Below are 23,938 nucleotides of genomic sequence, written 5' to 3'. Positions count from 1 at the left end.
GGTCTAATAAAAGAAACTGATATTTCCGTGGCTTAGACTAAAGCTTCATTTTTGTAGGGCCTAAAAGACCTTTATTAAGTATGCCCTTTTTTATTTTGAGCTACTTTATTTTTCACGCTATACCTCCCATTTACTTTCCCATGTAACAGCTCTATGAATTTATAGACCATCATTGCCCTTTGCTTTAAGAAAAGAAATTGCGTGACAGCTCTTCTAAAAATCGGCGAGTATGTTCTTCAGTATGTTTTCTAGCTTCTTCTGTGTTTTTCTCCTTTATTGCAGTCGCAATATCCTGAAGAGATTCAAAAAACCACTCAAAATTTTCGATGACATATTGAATCGATTGCAAAAATCTAGCTGTCTTTGTGTTGAGGTTATCCAGTACATCAATTAGTATTTCATTTCTTGATGCCTTTCTAATTATCTCGTGAAAATTTTGGTCGTCTTCAATACATAGCTTGTAATCTTTAACAATATCATATTTTGAAAACCGCTCTATGATATCGTATAGCGCTAATATTTCTTCAGTTGTTGCTCGCTTTGCCGCCAACTCTGCCGCAAGGCCTTCCAGATTTTTTTTAACCTCATAGGCACTCTTTACTGTGGCAAGATCAATTTGAGTGACAAAAGTACCCACTCTCGGTCTAATTTCAACAAGATCAATTTGAGATAGCTTAATAAGCGCTTCTCTGACAGGTGTACGACTTACGCCGAATTCAACGATGAGATCCTTCTCATTTATCACATCACCTGGTTTCATTTCTAACTCTATTATTCTCTTTTTTAAAACTTCAAAAATTACATTATTGGCTTGTTTCACAGCTTCATCCCTCATCATCTATAATCATGTCATATTTTGTAAATTTTCAACAATCTATTAAATCTTATTATACATGATTTGAAAAAGTAAACCAAGCATTAGTTATTGCCATTCTGCAAGCATTTGAGCCCACTTTTCTGCTCTTAACGCTTCAACAATTTGTATATCTTCATCTTGCAAATGTTTAAATCTCGCCTGTCCTTTTAAATAGGGCCTAATATCACTTGAAAGATCTGGCTTTTTATTTAAACTGAATTTACCATTTTCATATTCGGCAAGATACCACAGACCATTGTCCACAACTTCTTTCGCAATTGCAATCGTTTGATCGGATTCATGCCCCCAACCAGTGGGACAAGGTGAAAACACATGAATATAAGCCGGTCCATCTGCTTCTTTTGCCTTCTGCACTTTATTCATGAAGTCCTCTAAGTACCCCACGCTTGCAGTTGCAGCATATTTGATACCATGTGCCGCAACGATCTCAAACATATTCTTTTTGGGTTTAATATTGCCGCGAATTACTTTGCCGGCAGGCGTTGTGGTGGTACTTGCTCCAAAGGGCGTAAGACCACTTTTTTGGATGCCCGTATTCATATACGCTTCATTATCCGTACAAATATATATAAATTTTTCACCTCTATCAATCGCTCCAGATAAGGCTTGAATACCAATGTCCGCAGTTCCACCATCCCCAGCAAACCCAACAGAGAGATGTTTTCGATTAAGTGCCTTTAAACCTGCTGCAACACCTGTTGCAACTGCTGCAGTTGAAGCAAATGGTGTAATCATCGCATTGTTTTTAAAAGCCATATTGGGATAGATAAATGACACTGCCGCCATACAGCCCGCTGGTAAGGAGAGATAAGCCTCATCTCCAAGAACTTTCAGCGCCAGTCTAAGAGCTAAGCTCTCACCACAGCCACCACAAGCTTTGTGCCCATAAAAGTACTCGTCACTTGTGATGTTCCTCGCATTTAGCTTAATGGATTTATTGATCGTCATAACGCACACCTCACATTGTAATAACTTACTTTTTCAATGGATTCACCAACAGAAGCAAGTCTTAAATTTTCATACATTTCCAAAATAGCCTCTTTAGTAATATCTCTGCCGCCAATACCTCCAATGAAATTATAAGTTTCCTTTTTTATGTCACTTTGAATTAACGCGGAATTAATATTGGTATAAAGCGTCCCTTCATATCCAAAAGAAATATTTTTATCCACAACACCTATGACTTTGGCATTTTTTATTGTAGCCCCTAACTGTGCCACTGGAAACGGTCTGACAACTCTTAGTTTAACAAGACCCACACGCTTGCCCTCAGATCTCAATTGATCCACAACAACTCTTGCCGTTCCTGTGACACTGCCTGTGGTGATCAAAAGGATTTCAGCATCTTCATGTTTATACCCTTCTATAGCACCCCCATAGCCTCTTCCAAATTGCTCTTCGAATTCACGATCTACGGATTCAATAATTTCAAGGGCACTCAATAAGTCTCTATGTTGTTTTAATTTAAATTCCATATTGTGCTGATTACCTGCCGAAATACACATGCTCATTGGCGTTTCATCATTCATCATATGAGGCGCACCCGTAAAAGCCGGTAGAAACTGATCCACAGCTTCTTGCGATGGGATGTTGACTTTTTCATACGTATGCGTCAATACAAAACCATCAAGATTAATCATCACAGGTGCCATAACTGCCTTGTGCTCTGCAACTTTAAAGCTTTGTATCGTCATATCCAATGCCTCTTGGGCATCCTCAACGAAAATCTGCACCCAACCTGCATTGAGTAGAAACATAACGTCCATCTGATCCCCATATATATTCCAAGGTGTTGCAATTGCCCTATTGGCATTCATCATAACAATGGGCAGTCTTGCACCAGAAGCATATGGCAAACACTCTGCCATATAGAGAAGACCTTGAGAGGATGTAGCTGTAAAAGTTCTTGCCCCAACTGAACTCGCTCCGATAGAACATGCCATGGCACTGTGCTCTGATTCCACATGCATATATTCACATTGAAGTTCACCGTTTTGTACAAACGATGATATTTTTTCTACGGCAATCGTTTGAGGAGTAATTGGATAAGCCGCTACAACATGAGGTCTTGATAATTTAACACCATATGCAACCGCTTCATCTCCATTTAAAAATGCATTACGACTCATTATTTATCCTCCTTAACCATGTTTATTGCATTGATTTTGCATTCATTTGCGCAAATGCCGCAGCCTTTGCAATAATCATAATCAATTTCAAACTTTTGATCTTCATTTTGATGAATCGCGCCATCTGGACATACCAAATAGCATCTATAGCAACTCACACATTTATCCAAGTTAATCACTGGCATAAAAACACGCCAGCCAGAATTTTGATCCGTAATGTGAAAACTCTCACAACTTGATCCCATCGGATAATCATTAATATGATTTAACGGTGGTACCGGTACTCTTTTGAAATTTTTCATTTATAAGCCCCCCTGATTGTAAGCACTTTTAAAGGCTTCTATATTTTTATCAGCAATACTTGCTTTCATACTCGCTTTAATGGCATCTATACAGGCTTGATAACTTACCGCTTCTTTAGCATAGCTTGCAAGATATCCCAACATCACTGTATTGGAAATCGGAATGCCCAAAACTTCAAGTGCAATTTTTGTGGCATCTATACACTTAATATTTTTATGCTCAATCTGTCTCTGAGTATTCACAACGACAATGCCATCATCGCTTTTTAAATCATCCAAAACGGATTCATCGAATAGCGTATCGTCTAAAAAAACTATATAGTCACATTTTGTCAGTTCACTGCGATCGGTTATTTTCTCATCTGAAATTCTATTAAAGCCTAGAACAGGCGCTCCTCTTCTTTCCGGACCAAATGACGGAAATGCCTGTGCAAATTTCTCATCATAGAGAGAAGCTGCAACCCCTAGCAATTTGGCACCTGTAAAACTCCCTTGACCGCCTCTACCATGCCATCTTATTTCGAACATAAAACACCTCTTTCACTTTATCGATTTTCACGATATATTTCTGATATATCAGTGGTATGTATCAAGCATATCATAGCTTTGTTCACAAAACAATACAAAAGCGCAATAATTTGCGCTTTTTTTTTAATGCTTATTCAAAAATTTGATTATAGCTGCGTCTGCCACGACATAATATATTCAACATGCGGATCGTCAACGGGAATTTGAAGTCCCTCACAGACTTTCCACTCACCTTTAATGCCAATTTCATCTGCCGCACTTTTGAAATGAGCCATTGCAATCCCCATGTCGAGTAGTTGAATGTCAAATTTCAATCGATTGCCATAATTAGGGGTGTGCTTTATAAAAAAGTGTACCAAGCCATCAGCACCGATCACCATTCTCCAAGGTTGTTTATTCGACGCCGAAGGGCCAATTCTTGCCATTTCAAGTGGAATTTCATAAATTGAAGCCTCTTCTTTTTTAAGTGGGCTTTCTAAATTCTGATTAAAGCACACCGTTTCAAAGTCAAGTTTGTGGTCAGAATTTGCAAGTCTTCTCATTGTTTTTTCAATAAAACTTGGTTTTTCATCATGATAGCCAAAGGGCATAATCGCTGGAATAATAAAGCTGCTGTTCATTTCAAATTTGGTACTGAGCATTTTTCGATCAAAAGTCCCTCCCAACCAGCAAGAACCCACACCTAATGAAAATAAGTCCAGCATAAAAATTTCAAAAGTATATCCAAAATCAACGAGATATTCTCTATCGTTTTTGGTCATGCCAACAACATAACCAGCAGGATTTCTAATGACACCATACGTGCCAATCCGCTCTCCTTCAGCATTAATGTGATTGCTCACTGGAATCATAGCAAATTCAGCTCTGTGGCCAAATGGTCCAACACTTTGATTTAACACATCTAAAAAGAGATTCATTTTTTCAAGATGATCTGCCGTAATCGGTGTATTTTTAAAACTTCTCACAGATCTCCTGTTTTCGATTAAATTAACGTACATATGTGCCTCCTTATAAATTATTAAAATCGCGTTCTTGATTAATCTACTCAAAAAATCCTTGAACTCAAATTGGAGTGTCAGTCACCCAATTTCTTATGCCGCTTTTTTTTCTTCAAATACATCTGTTGATCCGCCTCAATAATAAACCGATCCAATGAAAATCCTGGAACAAATTCTGTTATGCCAATACTTGCGCTAATATGTACCAGTTGTTCATTAAAATTAAATTCCAAATTTTCAATTTCTGCTTCAATGCGCTTTATAACAATAGTGGCATCCCGTATATTTACATCTTTCAACAACAGTATGAATTCATCGCCACCGTAACGCGCTGCAATATCATCACTTCTTATGAACGTTTTCAAGACTTCAGCAACCTTGATCAAAACAATATCACCTGATCTGTGTCCAAACTGATCATTGATGGATTTGAAGTCGTCAAGATCCAATAATGCCAGCGTAAAGGGGCTTTCACTAGCAGGATAATGATCTATCCATGCAGAAACTTCGTCAATGAAATACTGCCTTGAATTCAATCGAGTAAGGCCATCATAATAGGCCATATCAATTACCTTTTTTCCTATGATCTTTTCATGAATATCCATACAGCTGCCTAAATAACCTAGAAATTCACCCTGATCGTATAAAGGCGTGCCCTGATCTGATATCCATCTGTACTCCCCATCATTTCGTCTCAGGCGATATTCCATGTAAAAAGGTTCGTGTCTATCAAAATTTGCTTCGTATATTTGAATGCATCTCTCTAAATCTTCTGGATGAACACCTTCTGCCCAACCATTACCTTGCTCTTCTTCAATGGTCCGCCCGGTAAAGTTTAACCATGTGGTATTAAAATAGTAACAGAGTTTATCCACACCACTCATCCAAATCATATTAGGGGCATTTTCAACAATGAGCTTATAAATATTCGTCGTTATCATATCAATCTCCTCACTTTCTTCTATATGCAATACTTATAAGTCACTTCTATGGATGTCTTAGGTGCTAGCCGACTGTTTTTGAAAAAAACAGTATTCATTTTCATTAATACCCACACAGCTATTCTGTAACTAAAGATTTAAAAAAAACGACTTTTATTTTTTTATAATAGTCGTTTTCCAAGTATTTTTTCAAATTAATTTTATTTTATGACTTTAATTCTGGAAACCAGAGGTGAATTTCTCTTTCAGCAGAATCTTTAGAATCTGATCCATGTACGAGATTTTCCGTGGTGCAAAAAGCATATTGTCCTCTAATACTGCCTGAATCCGCTTTTAAAAAATCCGTGGCACCATTTATTTTCCGGACGAGTTCAATGGCATTTTCACCATACAATACCATGACAACGACGGGACCTGATTTCATAAAGGAGAGCAAGCTTTCGTAAAATGGCTTACCCAGATGTTCCTCATAGTGTTTTTCAAGAATTTCTTGAGTTGCATTTTCAAACTTCATAGCGCTAATTTTTAAATTTTTATCTTCATAACGCTCTATTATTCTTCCGATTAATGCTCTCTTAACACCATCCGGTTTAATGATCACCAAGGTGCGTTCCATGTGCCGACTTTTATTCATAAAATCATCTCCTTTGAAAGAGTATATCCCAATTTTATCATTTCAATCACTCATCCTCCGAAAAAATCAGGCGCGATATTTGTTGCAATTCTAAGATAGTAAGCACTCTTATTGGGATCAATTTCAAGTCTTGATATTAAAAAGTTAATCCAAGCAAACTGAAGATTGTTTTCAGTTTTGCTTCTCAAATCTAAAAGGGCGTCCTTTTGCGTCTCCACAGGTGCCTTGAGAATTTCCTGGACTGAGATGATAATTAGTACATAATCTTGCTCATATTTACTTATAACGCTTTGTGCTCGACTGTGAAGCGAATCTCCAAGAAGTACTTTTGAATATATGCGCCAAATATAGGGAACATACCAATGATTTAAACGCTTCCAAGATTCTAAATCCATATCTTCACCGTATGCTTGTTTCATCAAACCAAAGAAGAGAACGGTTTGCCGCCTCAATGGCGAAAAGAAAAGCGCTGTCCTAAGTTCTTCCACCATTTGATCATAGGCTTTTAAATCCAAGCAAATATAGAGTTTGTTGAGAATCATGATCGTATATCGCCTTACTTGACGCCTATCAATGATATAGCTTCCTAAAATAACCACCCCCAATAATAGCAATCCCTTAACGCCATAGCCATTAGATATACCATATAAACTTACGATAATCATAGTTCCATATATCATTTGCTTTAGTCTAAAAGTCATTGTCATCTCCTGAAACTAACCAACATTTGAGCCATCCCTCAATGACTCAAAACGATTTTCACTGATGTTGTTTGAGGTTGCCCCCCCTCATTACAGCTTTCGTCTCAAATTTTGATGGTCTTTTCTTCTTGATCTTTTGTCTTCTGGATCTTTTGTTTTCTGGATCTTTTTTCTGGATCTTCTTGTCTTAATAAAAACCCCAGTATATTGACAAGTCAATATACTGGGGGGGCTTGAATTATTGAGTTGCTAAAATCTCATCTTCTCTAACCTTAATTTCATCCATAACTTCAGAATAAGGTTTGTCAAAACGCGTATACTTGCCAATAATTGCGTTGAATAAATAATGTGTTTCAAGAATCGACATTTCATTGATAATACATCTTGAAGCCGTTAGTAAAAAGCGATCCATCTTTGGAGAAGTCTTCATCAAGTTATGATAAATATACTCTGAAACGCTTTTATCCCTCGTATCTAAAAGTTTGAAGTATAGCTTCAATTCTTTGTTATTATATATATTGAACACCACATTGCTCACATGTTCGTGTCCCATTTCTCTCTTGATCTTTAAAAGCGCTAAGAGATCATATTTTAACTTTCTATAAGTGTAATCAAAGTTCTTGTACTTAATATTGATTTCGTTTTCTTCGTCAAGATCTAGAATCTCTTTATGCTCATAAATTCTCTGATAATTATTGCGTAAGAAATCGTCACCCAATAAACTGATTAAATAGTTGATAATAGAATCACTGTCAATGCCCTTTTGAATCATCAACGCACCTGAGCCTAAGACAATGAGCTTTGCATAATAAATATCGCTGTCGTCAAAATTATGAGCATAGTGCTCAATGACTTCTGAAACCACTGAAGGATCTGTTCCAGAGCTTATCAATGAAATCAAAAGATGGAAGGTGAAGTCCATATCGTAGTATTCAGATTTTGTAATCTCAATGATCCCTTTTTCTTTGGCAATTTCGCTTGCTCTTCTCACCAATTTAATATAATTGATGAGTCTAAACTTATCGGTAATTGGTAATAACTTTATACGGTTTAAATCATAAGAAGTTTCAAAATAATTTGTAATGTGATCTACTTTTTTTATCATGCCTTACCTCCATTTATAGTTGCCTTATACGCTTATTATATCAAAATAGGCAATTGCACACAATCCCACTCTTTATTAGCGCCTAGTGGTTTTTTTTAACGTCTTTACCGCATACATGCGTTCATCAGCATAGTTTATAAATGCTTCTAACGATACGGGCACATCTTTTTTGTATTCGGACAAACCATAGCTGATCCCCATTTCATAAGGTTTATTCTCTTTTTCAATGATAAGGTCGAGCACGGTTTGAATCCTGTTCATAATGTGTTCCGCTTCCACTTCATCACAGTTTGTAAGGCCAAGTACGATTTCATCGCCTCCAAAGCGCATACCAATATCGCCTTGTCTAATGCCCTCGCGAATAATCGTTGTAATCGATCGAATATACCAGTCACCTTCTGAATGACCAAAAGTGTCATTGACGTGTTTAAGGCCATCCATATCGATAAAACAAACCGTTACATCATAGATATGTCTCTTCGCTTTTTCAAATTCTTTTCCCAGCATCACCAGACCCGTTCTACGATTATATAGTCCCGTCATCTCATCAATTGTTGCCAATTTTTCAAAGACTTCTTCTGATTGCTTTTGTGCAGTTATATCTGCTAAACCGATCAACAGATGTTCTTTGCCCCCAAAATTGAATTTACCCACGGAAATTAGACATACAATTTCATTTCTTTTTAAGTCCCTAATATTGGCTTCTATGCCCTTGATGATATGCTCGTGCTCTTTTTCCGAAAAATGCTGAATTTGATTTTTAGTCTCTTCTGGTATGAAGTCTTGAAGATTCATGCGTAAAGCTTCATCATAATTTAATTGTAAAAGGGCTTCACCTGCATCATTAATTTCCTGAATCGTAAAATCTTTGGGATCTACTATGACAATCGCCGTTGGCGCAATATCGAAAAGATTTTTAGTTTCGCTTATGGATTCTTCTGTTCGACGATCTGCAGGTATATAGACAAAAAAATACTCGCTTACTATGAGAATCACAATCAATATCGCCGTCCCAATTTCATATCGAACCATGTTTTGGTTGAAATGTTTCAAATAATGGGACAGTTGAGCTAAAAGTTCATCCATAAACCTTAAGTAGTAATCTCCATTTAAACTCAACTTATTGCGTTCATCGAAGAGCAGCAATGCTTTTTCATCTATGATTTTTCCTGTAATTCTTAATATTTCACCATAGTATGGCATCGCAGAATCTAACAGTTTTCCAGAACTCGTATCCTCAAACTGAAACAAAAAATCATTTGCCACAAGTTGCTCCTGGGTTGTGGACAGCTGTCTGAGCGAAAACTCAATTTCCTTGTAGTAAAGCTCCTTTTGAGATAAGGATTCAGCCTGCTCAAATCCTAGAACACTCTTGATAATCCGTTGGCTCAACATCCTCTGATTGTTTATGGCAGTGATCAGATGTCCAATCTTTTCCTGTTCTTCAACAGAATGGATCATCAACAATACATTTAAGAAGAGCACCAAACCAATCACCGCTAAACTGAATTTAAAAATTTTTTTTCTTGAAATTACATCAAAAGCATTCTGATCAATTTGTGGTTTTATTGGTTGTTTCATTTGTCATCATCCAGTGGCACAAAAGCCATTTTGGGTTGATTACACGTCGGACATTTAAAATCTTCTGGCAACTCCTCAAAGGGTGTTCCTTTAGGAATATCCTTACGCCACTCCCCCTTCTCAGGTTTATAAATATAACCGCATACTGTGCATTTATAAATTTTCACACTGACCTCCTTTTACGCGTACAACTAGATTTATTATAACATCTTTTACACTTTTTTAAGCCTTTTTAAACGCTTTTAAGATTCATATTTTATTTACATTCTTCACTATTATTCCCTCCACTTTCGGGTATTAATTCTATATCATGATCCAACTCATGATCCAACGATTCCATACTGAAAGGAGGCCATAAAGCAATTTGTGGATAAAAAAATAAGATGAAAATTTACACTAAAACAGGCGATAAAGGTGAAACAAGTCTATACGACGGCACACGTGTTTCCAAATTTGATATCAGAGTTGAATCTTATGGCACCATTGATGAACTCAATTCTAACATAGGCGTATCTAGGCAATTTTGTGAGAATCAGGAGATTAAAGCACATCTATTGACAATTCAAAGAAAACTTTTTAATGTGGCTGGAGAACTTGCAACCATTGAAAGCATGAATTTCCCCGAAAAAGTAACGGAAGAGGACATTATCTGGCTAGAGTCACTAATTGATCATTATTTAGATCAAATGAATCGAGAGGATGCTTTTCAATTCATCATTCCTGGAAGTAATGCATTTAGTGCACATATGCATGTGACTAGGACAGTGTGCAGACGTGCTGAAAGGCGCATTTTAGAACTTTCTTCACAAGCGGATATAAGACCGGTGTTGATTAAATACGTCAATCGCCTATCCGATGTGATCTACACATTGGCAAGATTTTCTGAAACCGATTTAATTCTTGTTGAATTTATGAAATAGATTGAGCTTTTTTCAAATGGGTAACTTATAAATAGACGACATATGAAAAGGTGGGATTTCTATGGAACGATTGAAAGGAATGCTATTTGGCTCATTTGTTGGCGATGCTTTTTCTCTAAATGTTCACTGGATTTATGACACCGACAAATTAATGATTGAAGCTCACTCTCAAAATGATTATGTTGATCCCTCGAAAAACTTATTCCATGCTCATAAACACAAGGGTGATTTAACCCACTACGGTGATCAGAGTCTTTTATTATTGAAAAGCATTTCTGCTAACGATGGCTTTGATTTAGTCACTTTTCAAACCAATTGGTTAACTTACATGAAAAAATACGAAGGGTACATTGATCATGCCACTAAGGAAAGTCTGACCCTTCTCGACAAGCAAAATCACAGGGGTTCGTCATCTAATGAATTAGGTGGTTTCTCAAGATGCTTCCCTCTTATTTTTTACTACTTTGACGATCCAAAACTCCATGATTTTGTTGAAGCTCAAACGCGGATGACTCACGATGACGAAAATCTAATTCAGATAGGTCACTTTTTAACAGATTTAACCTTGGAGCTCATCATCGGAAAACCACTGCAAGAAAGTATTGATATTCTATTGCTGAAATATCCCCAATTTAGGGCCATCTTTGATCGAATTAGGGCACATCTTGAATCGGATACTATTGAGTTCGTTAAAGATATCGGTCAAAGTTGCACAAGTGAATATGCTTTTCCAGCAACGATGTATTTGATTTTAAAATATGAACATCAATTTGCTGAAGCACTGAGATTCAACAATCTTTGTGGTGGCGATTCTGCAAGTCGTGGCATTGTCGTTGGGGCCATTTTAGGGCTGATCAACGGTTATCACGCAATTCCTACACATCTAATCGACAATATGAATGAACATGTTGCCATTGAGAAATTCAGTGCTTATAGGCGACTCTAATTGAAGCAAATTAATATAATGCCCCAAAATAAGCTTGTGCACTCTGACAAACTTAATTTTGAGGCATTTATTTTTTGAGCATTTACCAAAATATCCTTGAATACTAACAAAGTATTAACTATTTAGTGCTATAATGGGTATATGAGTTCCAAAGACCGGCATAAGGAGATGTTTCATATGTTTACAATGCAGCGATTAAACGCAGCATACAAGACTGCCCATAGAATTCCTTTTAATACAAACTCAAAATTTATATTGTTCAGCGATGTCCACCGTGGTGACAACAGTCTCTCTGATGAATTCGCTCACAATCAAAATATATATTATTTTGCCCTTCAGCATTACTTGAAAAATGACTTTACCTATATTGAAGTTGGCGATGGCGACGAACTATGGGAGCACAACAAATTTGATGTCATACGTTATGCACACAGCGACGTCTTTATGTTGCTCCGTGAATTTTATCTCTCAGATCGTTTTGTGATGCTCTATGGCAATCATAATAACACCTTTCGGCATTCGTATACCGCCCAAAATGACCTTTTTCACTTTTATGATGAATATGAAGAGTTTTTCAGTCAGCTCTTTCCCAATATTGAAGTTCACGAATCCATTATTCTTGAAAATAAAGAAAACGATCAAGAAATCTTCATCGTCCACGGTCACCAAGGTGATTTTATAAATGATCAAATTTGGCCAATTATGAGATTTTTAAGTCGCCATTTTTGGAGATATTTGCATATTGTGGGCTTTAGAAATCCAGCCAGTCCAGCTAAAAATGCACACAAGCGTCATAAAATTGAGAAAAACTATACCAAATGGATTTCACAAACTCGAAAAATACTCATTGCAGGACACACGCACAGACCTAAATATCCTAAGAATTACGAACTCCCCTACTTCAACACAGGTTGCTGTATTCATCCTCGAAATATTACGGGATTAGAGATAGAAAATGGTCAAATCTCAATGATTGAATGGCGCATACTGCCCAATAGTTCAGGCTCTTTGGAAATCAAAAGACGTGTCACCAGGGGACCACAACCCATTGAAAATTTTATGATGAGATAATACAACGTCGCTTACTTCAATCATTGTATTTCATCTTTCTGTAGATCTTTTTAAAAGAGGACTCATGGTGCAATAAGCAGTTTACAATCTCGGGGTCAAAATGTGTACCCTTTCCATCCTTGATGATGTTGAGAGCTTCTTCATATGAGAATGCTCTCTTATAAGGTCTTTCAGAGGTCAGCGCATCAAAGACGTCTGCAAGTGCGACGATTCTTGCCGCCAAGGGAATATTGTTACCGATTAACCCCTCTGGGTAACCTGTGCCATCAAATTTTTCATGGTGATAACGTGTAATATCCATTGCAATTTTAAAAAAAGCTGTTCTGTTAAAAAACTTTGAGGCTGACATGTCTCTCAATATCTCATAACCTATATTCGTGTGAACTTTCATCACTTCAAACTCTTGTGTATCCAATTTGCCGTTTTTATTCAAAATGCTGTCCTCGATACCAACCTTGCCTATATCGTGTAATGGACTGAACTTATAGATTTGGTCAATAAAATTTTCATCGATTTCTTGAATGAAATATTTATCTTCATAAAGGATTTCAGAGATATATCTTGCATACTGACTCATGCGTTCAAGATGATTCCCAGTCACATGATCTTTGGACTCCACAATAGCTGCAAACCCCTTAACAGACGCAAGAATCAATTCATCATATACGAAGCTCTTCTCAAAAGAAATGGCAAGGGCATTGGCAATATTCGATAAAAAGTGAATATGTGACATATTGTAGGCATTTTTTTCAACCGATGAGAAAAAAATAACCCCAACAACTTTGTTTTCAACAGAAAGCGGTATTGTTATGCTCGATCTAAGGCCCTCTGCCAGAATAAGCCTCGTGGATTCAGAGTGAGGTTTGTTCTCCAAATACTCTGAAAGATCATTCAATATCCTGTATTCATTATTTCGAATCACTTCAGATATTGAAGACTGTGATAAATATTCTTGATAATTTCGTCCCAGTAGAATAGGATGATCCGCTTTTGCCCTTGTGGCAATTATTTTTTTGCCGTCATCACTGATAATGGCAATCCCAATTCGATTATATGGAATAAACGCTTTGCAGGCATGAAATACATATTGCAACACTTCGTCAAAACCATTCTGAGCATAGATCCGATCATTTAAATCATTGATTACACCAATTTTTCGAGTATAACTATTATAATGATCCGCAAGCTCAGATAATGCATTTAAACCACTGATTTTAATATCTGAATACTCAAAGGCATTGGAATCTGTTTTCTTTTTCAAAACCTCTGTAAACTCTCGAATAGGTCTGAGAACATCTGTCCTTATGATAAATAAAATACTCATAACACCAATGATCACACCTGCAATTATAGCCCATAAAATATAGGAGATAATGGCGTTGATATGCCTTATTTCGTTGACAACAGCTTGCTTGACAATTAAATTTGTAGATTGCGCCTTATTGATGAGAATGTTCACAGTTTCAATATGACTTGCCTCAAAATTTTGACTGAATCGAAGGGCAGATTTCAGCTTAATATACTCTGAATCAAATTGATTGTGTAGTGGCTCAACGCCACGGGTTCGACCTTCCACAAAAAGATCTCGGAGTTCATCCACACGAACTAACTCTGCATCTATTTCGCTTTTGTATTTATCCTGTTTTAATGGTTCGGCAAAAAAAGCATAATAATCCTTTTGGATATCACTTATGGAACTTTGAATATCAATTGTAATACTTACCAATCGATTATACGCTACCACATCTTTATTAAGAGCCGTTATACGCCAGAAGCCTCCCAAAAGTATTAAAAAGCTACAGATGATAACAATCACAATTTTATTTTCAAACTTCTTATATTGCATGGCATACTCCTCAGTACTTTATCCTTACATTATACCTCATATTGACAATAAAAGAATATTCAATCTTTCTAGGATCAAATGATATGACACAAAAAACCTCTAAATCATAGAGGTTTTTTGTGTCTCATATATACGCAATAGTATTTTAATACTGTCCAAGCATCATATTGATAATCATTTCCTGATTATTCAACACATAATCCAACGACTCAATAATTTGTTGGCTTTCTTCAGCAGGTAAAACAGCTGCTTTTTCCTTGATGTCGTTTACTGTTGCTACAAAAGCATCACTTGAAAGAAATGCTGATAAACCTTTGCTGATCACATCTTCTGTAACCGTTTCCATATAATCTGGATCTAAAATCATATCTTTCACAGATACCGTTTCCTCTGCAGCAAGTGTCTCATCAAATTTAACATCATCGCCATATGCGTTATAAATTACAGTCTCATCAACTAATATACCATTGGTATTGGCTTTCATTTGATATTGTCTCAAATTATACTTATTATCAATTGCAAAAGCCATATGGTATTTAATGTCCACATCTTGTGCAAGGGTTGCGTCTGATTGGATCTCTTCATATGTTTTTATGAGCTCATCCATCATCTCATTCCATTTTGTATCAAAATCCGTATTAATGCTTTCAATTGCATCTTTGACATCTGTTTCTTCCAACATCATCAGTTTATAATCTTCAGTTTCTAATGCAATATCCAATGCTGCTAATGCTTTTTTCTTAACCAGCGTTTTCACATTTTGATCTTCTTTAACCGTTTTAAAGAGCTGCACATATAGATCCAGTATTTCTTTAAAACTGATATCCGTTTCTAAAAGATCACACTTAAGCACAGTACCATTTTCAAGTGTCACATCCGTTTTCCCATTTGCTTTTAAATCTGCTAGGAATAAACGGATGATCTCTTCATATTTTGCTTTATCTTTTAAGATAGCTTGATAATCTGGGTCCTTTTCCATTTTGAGCAGATCCAAATAACTTTCCCATTTTACTTGAGATAAATCAATGTCTTGTGTTTCTTTAATCAAATCAAATAGTTCACTCTTGGTCATTGCAAATGCCTTACTATACACTTCGGGCATACTATAAAACAATTGCTCGTCTATGTATCCCAGCTCTAAAGATAATAGTTTACTTTGACCATATTGAATCCCTATATTTTCATAAAAGTCGATCTTATTATTGTCTAGATCCGCTCCAAATTTAACGCGGCCATCAAAATTGAGTTCCTCGACAATGCCCTTGACAAAAGTTGACATCGCCTCAGGATCTGAAGACATATAAGCCGTCATTTGATTCAATGCTTCATCATCCATGCTGAAAGTGCCTTTCATAGATGCATCTACTGCGTTAGAATTATTTTGAGTTGAAGCATATAGCAAATAGTTAACAGGATCTTTCTTGATCATATATCCTTTTACCATCGGATATCCAATACCTCCTGCTATAATACAAATTACCGCCACTGCAATAGCTATTATACTTTTCTTATTCATGTTTCCTCCTTAGTTTTTAGTACTTTACGAGTATAGCATAAATTTCTGCCTAAAAACTTAAAAGAGTATTAAAAATTCATGCTTTTTTTTGGATTATTTCTATCTCATGTTGATATATACCATGCTTTATAGTACACTGGTCCTAAAATCAGGTCCATACGCCTGTATGGCTTCAATATCAAGGAGGAACAGTTATTATGATTTTTAAACTACCTGAAGATCCAGACATTTGTGTCAGCGTGATCAATATGAAACTCAGAGATCAATATGCATCATTAGATCAGCTTTGCGATGATTTAGAATTAGATTGTGACAGACTCATTACAACTTTAAAGGACCACAGTTTTTACTATGATCCTTTAACCAACCAATTTAAAAGTATTTAATGAGCAACATCCATAGTTGCTATTTTTTAACATCATGATTCAAGTTATCTTCAGCAAATTGTATTAAGTCGGGCTCACTTAACGGTTTTGAAAAATAGTAGCCTTGATAGCGATTGCAATTTAGAGATTCTAAAATTCTGAATTGCTCTATATTTTCAATGCCTTCTGCAACTACTGTTAGATTTAATAAATGACCTACATCAATCATCAGTTGTACCAAGCCCTTCATTTTGGGACTCGCCTCTATGGTAGCCACAAAAGCTTTGTCAATTTTGATCACTTCTACTGGGAGTTCGCCGAGATACTTCAATGACGAATAGCCGGTACCAAAATCATCCAGTTCTATTTTTATACCCGCCTCACTGATCATTTTCAAACTGCTATGCAGGCCTTCTATATATTTAGAAATTGCCGTTTCCGTTATTTCAAAAGAGAGCAGACCCTTATTGAGGCCGTATCTTTCTCCAATGCCAATAAAATTCTTGATAATTTGTTCACTGATCAAGTCCAAAAAAGATAGATTAACAGATAATTTCAGCGTCCAGCCCCTTGTTCTATTGAGGTTTGCAATCATCTGACAGCTCTCATTTATAATAAGTTGATCTATTTCATGTATAATGCCAAGCTCTTCTGCTATTGGTATAAATACATCTGGCGGGATAAAGCCCATTGTAGGATGACTTAATCTTGCAAGCGCTTCCACGCCTATTATTCTCCCCTCCTCAAACTGAGGTTGGTACATCACTGTAAACAACTCTTCTGAAATAGCCTTAAAAAGGTAATTAGAGACCTGTTTTATATAGGATTTATTTTTAAAGTATACGCTTGAAAAGCCTTGTAGCTTATAGGTGATCTTTTTATCATTACAATGTTCATAGGTCACTTCAATATGCTCCATGACTTCTTCAATTGAAAGATCTTTATTATTAATGCAATAGGGGAACATCAGCGATATGTTGATGTTGTAATTCCCAATAAAAAGATCTTGCTTGTACAAGTTTTCCAGTTCTTTAATATTCGTCCGAATATATTCAATCGTTTCTGCCTCATCGTTTAGTAATACACCAAAAACACCAGACCTAATATGGCTGTATGTGATCGCCTTATCAAAAATTTCATGAATATAAATGCCCAGTTGATACTGAATAATATCTGCAATTTTACTGCCATATATCATGGCAAATCTTCTAAAATCATAAATTGCCACATACAAGATCACCAACGATTTCCCTGAGTGGTGCAATATGGCCTCCACAAAGTAATCCTCGTTAAGAAAACCCGTTACAGGATCATGGAAGGCATAGAACTCCACTTTTTCCTGTTCAATCTTACGCTGATTAATATCTAATAAAGAGCCTGTGATCCGCATTAAACGCCCAATCTCATCTCTTTCTGCAATTGCGTTTATCTGTGCCCATCTATAGATTTCATCTTTACATAAAATTTGAATTTCCTCTGAAAATCGATTTTTTTCCTGCCAAGCCTTTGGCGAGTCAAAACAGGCACTTATTTTAGCCCCTTTTTCACCCAATCGATTAAAAAAGGAATTCGTAACTATGTTGCTCTCCTCTGCCTCAAACCCAAAAATATTACAAAATCGATCCGATACAAACCATACTTTAGTGACCGGATAATAATCAAAGAAACCCTCTTCACTTGCTGTAATAACACGGCTATACCTTTTTTCGCTTTCTTCGAGCTTCCAGCGATACTCAAAGAGTTCGTCATAATTGGCTTGAAGTGCTTCCTCAGTGGCGGCCATCTCCTCATATAACGCTCTAATTTCCTCATTTTGAGCTTCAAGATCAGACTTTGAGAGGAGCAGAGCGCTAATATAGCCATCATTGGCTTTCTCTTTTTTTATAACACTACTTAAAAGCATTACCAAAAGTACAAATTGAATAAATATCAAAATAAAATGCCTCTGAGATTCAACCACTTGTCCATATTCTGGAGAGATAAAAATGCTCACAATCACAGCGAGGATATTGTTAACTGCTGCAATAAACAAAATCGTCACATAAGTATAGGTTGACTTGCGTCTATCAAAAAAACGTTTCATAAACGTCGTGTTTAAAATTAAAGTAATGCCCAGAATTATATATAAAAATATATAGGCACGTTTTAACATAAGCAAAAGACATAGTATCACTAAGAAGCTCATACTCCCTGCAACAGGACCATAAAAGAGCGTGGCCAAAGTGATCAAAGCAAAGCGACCATCATCCACATTTTTTAGACCGAGAATGACAATGAGTGAAATGGCAATAACACCACCCAGTCCCAGTATAAAGCCATGTATGAATTGAGAGTATTTTTCAAATTTAGATCCCCACCATTTGTAACTCATATATGATGTGAATACATACAAAAAGAGAAAACTGTAAATAAGAAAAGAGTAAAGTACAAAATAGATTCCAGTCATATTAATCACTTCCTATGCTTTGAGTCTCTATTAGTAATTTACCCTTTTGTCATTAAAATATGCGTTTATTTAAGATATAAAACTACAGGGCAATGATCACTGCCCAGAACTTCAGAGTGTATTTCTGCACCTTCTAATCGCTCTTGCAAATCGTTTGAGGTGATAAAGTAATCAATTCTCCACCCCACATTTCGATCTCTTGCGCCTCCCATATAGGACCACCACGAATATGCATCTGTAAGGTCTGGATAAAAATATCTAAACGTATCTGTGTAACCATGATCCAAGAGTGTGGTCATTTTCTCTCTTTCTTCTGGCGTAAATCCTGCATTTTTAGTATTTGTCTTTGGATTTTTTAAATCGATTTCTTTATGAGCCACATTGAGATCACCACAAACAATGACCCCTTTTTTAGCCTTAAGTGTTTCAATATAAGCTCTAAAATCATCTTCCCAGACCATTCTATAATCCAGTCTTTCAAGACCTCTTTTAGCATTAGGAGTATATACCGTTACCAAATAAAAATCATCGTATTCCAAGGTTATGACACGGCCCTCTTGATCATGTTCTTCTATGTCCAAGCCATATAGAACTTTAAGCGGTTTATGTTTTGTAAATATGGCAGTACCTGAATAGCCCTTCTTGACAGCATAATTCCAATACTGGTGATAGCCGTTAAGTTCAAGTTCAATCTGACCTTCCTGTAATTTTGTCTCTTGCAAGCAGAAAAAATCAGTATCCATACTGTTAAAGTAATCCATAAAACCCTTTTTGACACAAGCCCTAATGCCATTCACATTCCATGATATGAATTTCATTTTTCCTCCAATTCAATGTTTAGAGCATCAAAAGTCAATTCCGAATTCCAATCCACCACATGCCATATCACATACTGCCATAAGCACCATCTCTTATATAGGCGATTGCCTAACAGACGATTGATCCATTCTTGACTTTTGCCACACCAACTTTGTCTTTATTGAAATCATCTTCATTTGGTCATGATTTCTATCTCCTAATTATAGCACTTTTTTAAGCTTTTTCATTTATTTCATAATGTAATCCATTTTGCGCCTCTTCTTCACTATAAGGCTCAATATGAACCGTAACAATACTGTTTTCTCCAAATTTATCTTTCAGAGTATCTTCAATATCCGTTGAAATATCATGTGCATCGGTAATATTAATCAACGGATCTACCATAATGTGAAATTCGACTGCTGTCTTATTTCCAAGTTTACGCGCTCTTACTTCATGGAAGCCAACGACACCAGCCTCTTTTCTTAAAACATTTTTAACCCATTCCATTTCTTCTGGATCAAGTGATGTCTCTAAAAGTTCATTAATGGCTGGTAAAAAAATTTCCACAGCCACTTTTACAATCAAGACGCTGACCGCCAAAGAAGCTATTGGATCTAGTATCGCCCATTTTTCGCCGAGTACAATAGCGCCACCAATACCGATCATTGTTCCAATGGAAGAAAATGCATCGGATCGATGATGCCAAGCATTTGCTTTAACTGCACCACTATTGATTTCATTGCCGATTTTAATGGTATATCTATATAAAATTTCTTTAACTAAAATAGATATAACCGCAGCTGCCAAAGCAATAACGCCTGGTTGATGGATTGTTTCACCTCTGACAACTTTCATAATATTGCCCATACCCGATTTAAAAATTCCTATTGCAGCAACCAACAATGCAATACTGACCATAACTGTAGCTAGCGTTTCGTATTTATCATGCCCATAATTATGATCATGATCTTCAGGCTTTTCAGTCAATTTGAATCCAATAATAACAATGATATCCGTTAAAAAATCTGAGAGGGAATGTACACCATCCGCTATCATAGCATTACTTCGACCTAAAATCCCCGCTACTAATTTTAAAAGGGATAAGCCGGCATTCGCCCAAAATCCAACAAGAGTTACTTTTTTAGCTTGTTGACTTCTCAACAATTCTCTTTCCATTAACTTTCCTCCTAAATATAAAAAATAAGCTCGTTACAAAATATACGGTTTTTCTCTTGCATTCAAAATCAATAAATCCATAAATCAATACGTGCAAACTATTTCATTTATGTAACAAGCTTATACCCTATAGTAATCATAGAGTCAATAGGAATTCCTTTATATCCATAACAAAAAAATAATCTATCTATTATTTAAACAAAAAAATAGCTTTTTAAACAAATAAAAAAAGACCTATGTCCAAAAACTTGGCCCATAAGTCTTACTTACTGCAATCGCCCGAAAAAATCTGCCTTACATGACAAAGAATAGCATAATCAATTCAATGCGTCAAGTTATTAATTTTTACTTTACGGGAATGTAAATATCACATTCACCCGTTTTGGAAAAGCGTTCGTCATAGTACTCAAATGATATATCCAAGTCTGCTGTCAAATTATTTTCAGGTAAATATACATTGTAAATTTGATCAAAAAAAGCGGGCATCTTGGAGAGTTGATCTCTAAATGTAAAAACCGCATATTTTCTTCCGGGAATTTCTTTTAAAATCATGCCATTGGGCAATTGAGTTACTGTGTCCACTTCGACGCCAGCTAAATATGAAAATTTACCGTCTCCTGAGTAATCATAGCTAATACCATACATTACCTCAGAGGCTGTATGCTCAACTTCTTGATATCTTTTCATAAAAACTTTCCAAAGATCAACAAGCACCGAATTTTGATTTTTCCCGGTATAAGCCATGCCTACTATCTTTTTAGATTCAAAACTAACCATCTGATAATTCATAATCTACCTCCTCATAAAAAGAACTTATAAATAATTTGGATGCGTCTTTGTCATCGCTATATACAGTTTAAATCATATTGACTGACACCTATATGTCAGCCAATATTAAAATTCTTTTTTAAGATCATTTCAGCCTTCCTCTGAATTCTATTTCTAAGAGCATCAGGAGAAATAATTTTGATGGCATCACAGTGTAAAAAAAGCTGTGACATGGCTACATCTTCATTGATCAGATTAAAGGTATGTACACTCCCGTAACTGGTTAACATTTCAAAAGCATCCAAATAGTTCAAAAAATTTTGATCACATGCCAACTCGACTGGATATCCACTCCCTGGAAACTTCTCACCTTCACTGAGAGCATGTCTATTTTTAGCCCCCATACGACGTTTGACGGATTCATCCCAGAACACTTCAAGATCAAAATGTGGTGGCACTTTAAAAGTGATATCACAAAGTTTTAGCATGATCATTTTCGACAATTTAAAAACTCTGTAATCCTCTCTCATTTCGCAATAAGCCACTAAATACCATTGTTGATTTTTTTGAGCCAGCCCCAACGGGTGAATGATGCGATTAATTGTCAGTCCCCGATTGCCTTCATAATCCACTTTCATTTTCAGTTGATTCAAAATGGCCTTTTGAATGAGCGTTCTCTTCTCTCCAACAGAATAGTCCTTGCCATCCCAAGTAGTGTGATCTACAAGCATCGCTTTCTTTAAGATATCAAACTTCTTTTGAGAGTCCTCTGTCAACTGGCCTCTTATCTTAAGCGCAATATTTTCTGAAATGACGTCTTTAGAATCCTTCACGATTATTTTTTGAACTAAGCTTAAAATTTCATTTTCATCCATCGCTTTGAGTTGAATTCTTTTGGAATTCATAAGCGAAATACCACCGCCATGACCACTTTCAGTTACAATTGAAAAACCGGCTTGAGAGAGTATATCCAAATCTCTATAGATCGTCCTAATAGAGACTTCAAAGTGATCAGCAAGCTCTTTTGCAGTCAAAGTTGTTGTATTTTCAAGCATTAATAGGATTCCCATCAATCGATACATTTTCATTTTTGATCCCTCATTTTATCTTTAATCTGGTCGTAACTGAAGATAACAGCTCCATCCAGCATCATTATAGCAAAGGTGCGTATAGAAAACAAAAAAACCGTCCCTCAGAACAGTTTTTTTGCTATGGCTATACTTATATTATGAATTCAACCCCAAAATGAAGGCCTTCACGATCGTTTTATCGTATATGCTACCGCTAGCTTTTGTAATAATTTCGAGTGCTTCTTCTTTAGAAAGCCCCTTCCTATAAACTCTATCGGATGTAATGGCATCATAAGCATCAGCAACTGCCAATATCTTAGCACCAATGGTGATCTCTTCTGCGGATAACGCCTTGGGGTATCCCGTGCCATCCACTCTTTCATGATGCTGTTCGACAATTTGCACCAGATACTCATTGATTTGAAACTGTCGTAAAATTTCAGCGCCCACCACAGGATGTTTTTTCATTTCAAAATATTCATTTTCATTTAAGCTGCTCTTTTTATAGACAATTTGATCTCTCAATGAAATTTTGCCTAAATCATGAACCTGAGCTGCCAACCTAATATACATACATGTCTCATTGTCAAGACTTAATTGTTCACCTATAAACAGTGCCACATTTGAAACGCGCTTGGAGTGCTCATATAATTCGGGATCCTTTGCCTTAATCAATTGACTCAATGCCCCAATGATCACTTCCATAGATTTTTGCTGATTGTCTTCAAGACGCTTGTTTACATGTCCTAGTGAATTTCGATCTAAAAGCTTATATTGTTTGATGGCGTTTAGTTCATCCTTATCCTTTTTAATCTGAATCCCCTGAACAATAAGCTGTTTAAGGCGTTCTATATCAAAAGGCTTGGTAAGATAATTTATGATCTCACCATCGTTCACCGCGGCGACAACTGCATCAAAGTCTGTATACCCAGACATCAAAATACCGCTAACTGTGTTGGATTTGCTTCTGGCACTCAAGATAATATCAAGGCCCGTGAATTCTGGCATCCTTTGATCTGACAAAACAACATCCACTTTATGATCTTGAACATAAGACATCGCTTCTGAAGCATCTGAAAAATAGTGTGTGTCATAGGGTTCATTCTTAAGAATCCTTCGAATAGAATTTAAAATTTCCATCTCATCATCAATTATAACGACTTGCTCACGCACCATCCCCATAGCAACCTCCAATTTTGCTTCAATGCCCATTTCAT

At 36.2% G+C, this 23,938-nt stretch carries 24 protein-coding genes; 4 read left to right on the top strand and 20 right to left on the bottom strand.

Annotation, left to right across the window (positions count from 1 at the left end):
- Nucleotides 1-184: 184 nt before the first annotated feature.
- The 12 genes from ISU02_RS21830 to ISU02_RS21775 all read right to left on the bottom strand — a co-directional run bounded on the left by ISU02_RS21830 (nucleotide 185) and on the right by ISU02_RS21775 (nucleotide 9,963).
- Nucleotides 185-820 (bottom strand): GntR family transcriptional regulator, encoded by a 636-nt coding sequence (locus ISU02_RS21830; RefSeq protein WP_207736492.1) that lies wholly within the window; start codon nucleotides 818-820, stop codon nucleotides 185-187.
- 102 nt (nucleotides 821-922) lie between these two features.
- Nucleotides 923-1,825 (bottom strand): thiamine pyrophosphate-dependent enzyme, encoded by a 903-nt coding sequence (locus tag ISU02_RS21825; protein WP_194703978.1) that lies wholly within the window; start codon nucleotides 1,823-1,825, stop codon nucleotides 923-925.
- Nucleotides 1,822-3,006 (bottom strand): transketolase C-terminal domain-containing protein, encoded by a 1,185-nt coding sequence (locus ISU02_RS21820; protein ID WP_194703977.1) that lies wholly within the window; start codon nucleotides 3,004-3,006, stop codon nucleotides 1,822-1,824. The genes ISU02_RS21825 and ISU02_RS21820 overlap by 4 nt, the downstream gene beginning before the upstream one ends.
- Nucleotides 3,006-3,308: a 4Fe-4S binding protein gene (locus tag ISU02_RS21815; RefSeq protein WP_194703976.1), complete on the bottom strand. Its 303-nt coding sequence runs from the start codon at nucleotides 3,306-3,308 to the stop codon at nucleotides 3,006-3,008. The genes ISU02_RS21820 and ISU02_RS21815 overlap by 1 nt, the downstream gene beginning before the upstream one ends.
- Complete coding sequence (locus tag ISU02_RS21810; RefSeq protein ID WP_194703975.1) at nucleotides 3,309-3,836, bottom strand: 2-oxoacid:acceptor oxidoreductase family protein; 528 nt, start codon at nucleotides 3,834-3,836, stop codon at nucleotides 3,309-3,311. It abuts the gene before it with no gap.
- 146 nt (nucleotides 3,837-3,982) lie between these two features.
- A complete protein-coding gene (locus ISU02_RS21805) occupies nucleotides 3,983-4,834 on the bottom strand; it encodes a nitroreductase family protein (RefSeq protein WP_194703974.1) in 852 nt (283 codons plus the stop codon).
- Nucleotides 4,835-4,911: 77 nt separating this feature from the next.
- Nucleotides 4,912-5,775, bottom strand: a complete 864-nt coding sequence (locus ISU02_RS21800) for a sensor domain-containing diguanylate cyclase (protein WP_194703973.1) — start codon at nucleotides 5,773-5,775, stop codon at nucleotides 4,912-4,914.
- Nucleotides 5,776-5,980: 205 nt separating this feature from the next.
- Nucleotides 5,981-6,409 carry a nucleoside-diphosphate kinase gene (gene ndk / locus ISU02_RS21795; protein WP_267459437.1) on the bottom strand — a complete coding sequence of 143 codons (429 nt, stop codon included), beginning with the start codon at nucleotides 6,407-6,409 and terminating at the stop codon, nucleotides 5,981-5,983.
- A 50-nt stretch (nucleotides 6,410-6,459) separates the two neighbouring features.
- Nucleotides 6,460-7,110, bottom strand: a complete 651-nt coding sequence (locus ISU02_RS21790; protein WP_194703972.1) for a hypothetical protein — start codon at nucleotides 7,108-7,110, stop codon at nucleotides 6,460-6,462.
- A gap of 238 nt (nucleotides 7,111-7,348) precedes the next feature.
- On the bottom strand, nucleotides 7,349-8,215 hold the full coding sequence (locus ISU02_RS21785) for a hypothetical protein (protein ID WP_194703971.1): 867 nt from the start codon (nucleotides 8,213-8,215) through the stop codon (nucleotides 7,349-7,351).
- A gap of 75 nt (nucleotides 8,216-8,290) precedes the next feature.
- Complete coding sequence (locus ISU02_RS21780; protein ID WP_194703970.1) at nucleotides 8,291-9,796, bottom strand: sensor domain-containing diguanylate cyclase; 1,506 nt, start codon at nucleotides 9,794-9,796, stop codon at nucleotides 8,291-8,293.
- Entirely contained in the window at nucleotides 9,793-9,963 is a 171-nt protein-coding gene (locus ISU02_RS21775) for a rubredoxin (protein ID WP_194703969.1), read from the bottom strand. Before ISU02_RS21775 ends, ISU02_RS21780 begins: the two co-directional genes overlap by 4 nt.
- 216 nt (nucleotides 9,964-10,179) lie before the next feature.
- On the opposite strand from ISU02_RS21775, the gene ISU02_RS21770 reads away from it, so the two are divergent.
- The 3 genes from ISU02_RS21770 to ISU02_RS21760 all read left to right on the top strand — a co-directional run bounded on the left by ISU02_RS21770 (nucleotide 10,180) and on the right by ISU02_RS21760 (nucleotide 12,733).
- Nucleotides 10,180-10,716 (top strand): cob(I)yrinic acid a,c-diamide adenosyltransferase, encoded by a 537-nt coding sequence (locus ISU02_RS21770; protein WP_194703968.1) that lies wholly within the window; start codon nucleotides 10,180-10,182, stop codon nucleotides 10,714-10,716.
- A 61-nt stretch (nucleotides 10,717-10,777) separates the two neighbouring features.
- Nucleotides 10,778-11,662: an ADP-ribosylglycohydrolase family protein gene (locus ISU02_RS21765; protein ID WP_194703967.1), complete on the top strand. Its 885-nt coding sequence runs from the start codon at nucleotides 10,778-10,780 to the stop codon at nucleotides 11,660-11,662.
- 177 nt (nucleotides 11,663-11,839) lie between these two features.
- The gene (locus tag ISU02_RS21760; RefSeq protein ID WP_194703966.1) at nucleotides 11,840-12,733 is read left to right on the top strand and encodes a metallophosphoesterase family protein; all 894 of its coding nucleotides are present in this window, start codon (nucleotides 11,840-11,842) and stop codon (nucleotides 12,731-12,733) included.
- Between the two features lie 16 nt (nucleotides 12,734-12,749).
- On the opposite strand, the gene ISU02_RS21755 is transcribed toward ISU02_RS21760, so the two are convergent.
- On the bottom strand, nucleotides 12,750-14,579 hold the full coding sequence (locus ISU02_RS21755; RefSeq protein ID WP_194703965.1) for an HD-GYP domain-containing protein: 1,830 nt from the start codon (nucleotides 14,577-14,579) through the stop codon (nucleotides 12,750-12,752).
- 145 nt (nucleotides 14,580-14,724) lie between these two features.
- Complete coding sequence (locus ISU02_RS21750) at nucleotides 14,725-16,095, bottom strand: hypothetical protein (protein ID WP_194703964.1); 1,371 nt, start codon at nucleotides 16,093-16,095, stop codon at nucleotides 14,725-14,727.
- A gap of 197 nt (nucleotides 16,096-16,292) precedes the next feature.
- Between ISU02_RS21750 and ISU02_RS21745 the strand changes: the two genes are divergently transcribed.
- Nucleotides 16,293-16,481 carry a DUF4250 domain-containing protein gene (locus tag ISU02_RS21745; RefSeq protein ID WP_194703963.1) on the top strand — a complete coding sequence of 63 codons (189 nt, stop codon included), beginning with the start codon at nucleotides 16,293-16,295 and terminating at the stop codon, nucleotides 16,479-16,481.
- Nucleotides 16,482-16,500: 19 nt separating this feature from the next.
- Here ISU02_RS21745 and ISU02_RS21740 read toward each other — a convergent pair whose 3' ends face one another.
- The 6 genes from ISU02_RS21740 to ISU02_RS21715 all read right to left on the bottom strand — a co-directional run bounded on the left by ISU02_RS21740 (nucleotide 16,501) and on the right by ISU02_RS21715 (nucleotide 23,933).
- Nucleotides 16,501-18,906, bottom strand: a complete 2,406-nt coding sequence (locus ISU02_RS21740) for an EAL domain-containing protein (RefSeq protein ID WP_194703962.1) — start codon at nucleotides 18,904-18,906, stop codon at nucleotides 16,501-16,503.
- A 65-nt stretch (nucleotides 18,907-18,971) separates the two neighbouring features.
- Nucleotides 18,972-19,724, bottom strand: coding sequence for an exodeoxyribonuclease III (locus ISU02_RS21735; protein WP_194703961.1), 753 nt, complete (start codon nucleotides 19,722-19,724; stop codon nucleotides 18,972-18,974).
- A gap of 214 nt (nucleotides 19,725-19,938) precedes the next feature.
- A complete protein-coding gene (locus tag ISU02_RS21730; protein ID WP_194703960.1) occupies nucleotides 19,939-20,883 on the bottom strand; it encodes a cation diffusion facilitator family transporter in 945 nt (314 codons plus the stop codon).
- A 345-nt stretch (nucleotides 20,884-21,228) separates the two neighbouring features.
- Nucleotides 21,229-21,672, bottom strand: coding sequence for a GyrI-like domain-containing protein (locus ISU02_RS21725; RefSeq protein WP_194703959.1), 444 nt, complete (start codon nucleotides 21,670-21,672; stop codon nucleotides 21,229-21,231).
- Nucleotides 21,673-21,767: 95 nt separating this feature from the next.
- A complete protein-coding gene (locus tag ISU02_RS21720; RefSeq protein WP_194703958.1) occupies nucleotides 21,768-22,739 on the bottom strand; it encodes a helix-turn-helix transcriptional regulator in 972 nt (323 codons plus the stop codon).
- A gap of 138 nt (nucleotides 22,740-22,877) precedes the next feature.
- On the bottom strand, nucleotides 22,878-23,933 hold the full coding sequence (locus ISU02_RS21715; protein ID WP_194703957.1) for an HD domain-containing phosphohydrolase: 1,056 nt from the start codon (nucleotides 23,931-23,933) through the stop codon (nucleotides 22,878-22,880).
- Nucleotides 23,934-23,938: the final 5 nt, after the last annotated feature.

This window comes from Fusibacter ferrireducens, assembly GCF_015352425.1.
Taxonomy (GTDB): domain Bacteria; phylum Bacillota; class Clostridia; order Peptostreptococcales; family Acidaminobacteraceae; genus Fusibacter_A; species Fusibacter_A ferrireducens.
Note: the sequence above shows the minus strand (reverse complement) of the source record. Positions and strands in the feature narration are given on the sequence as shown.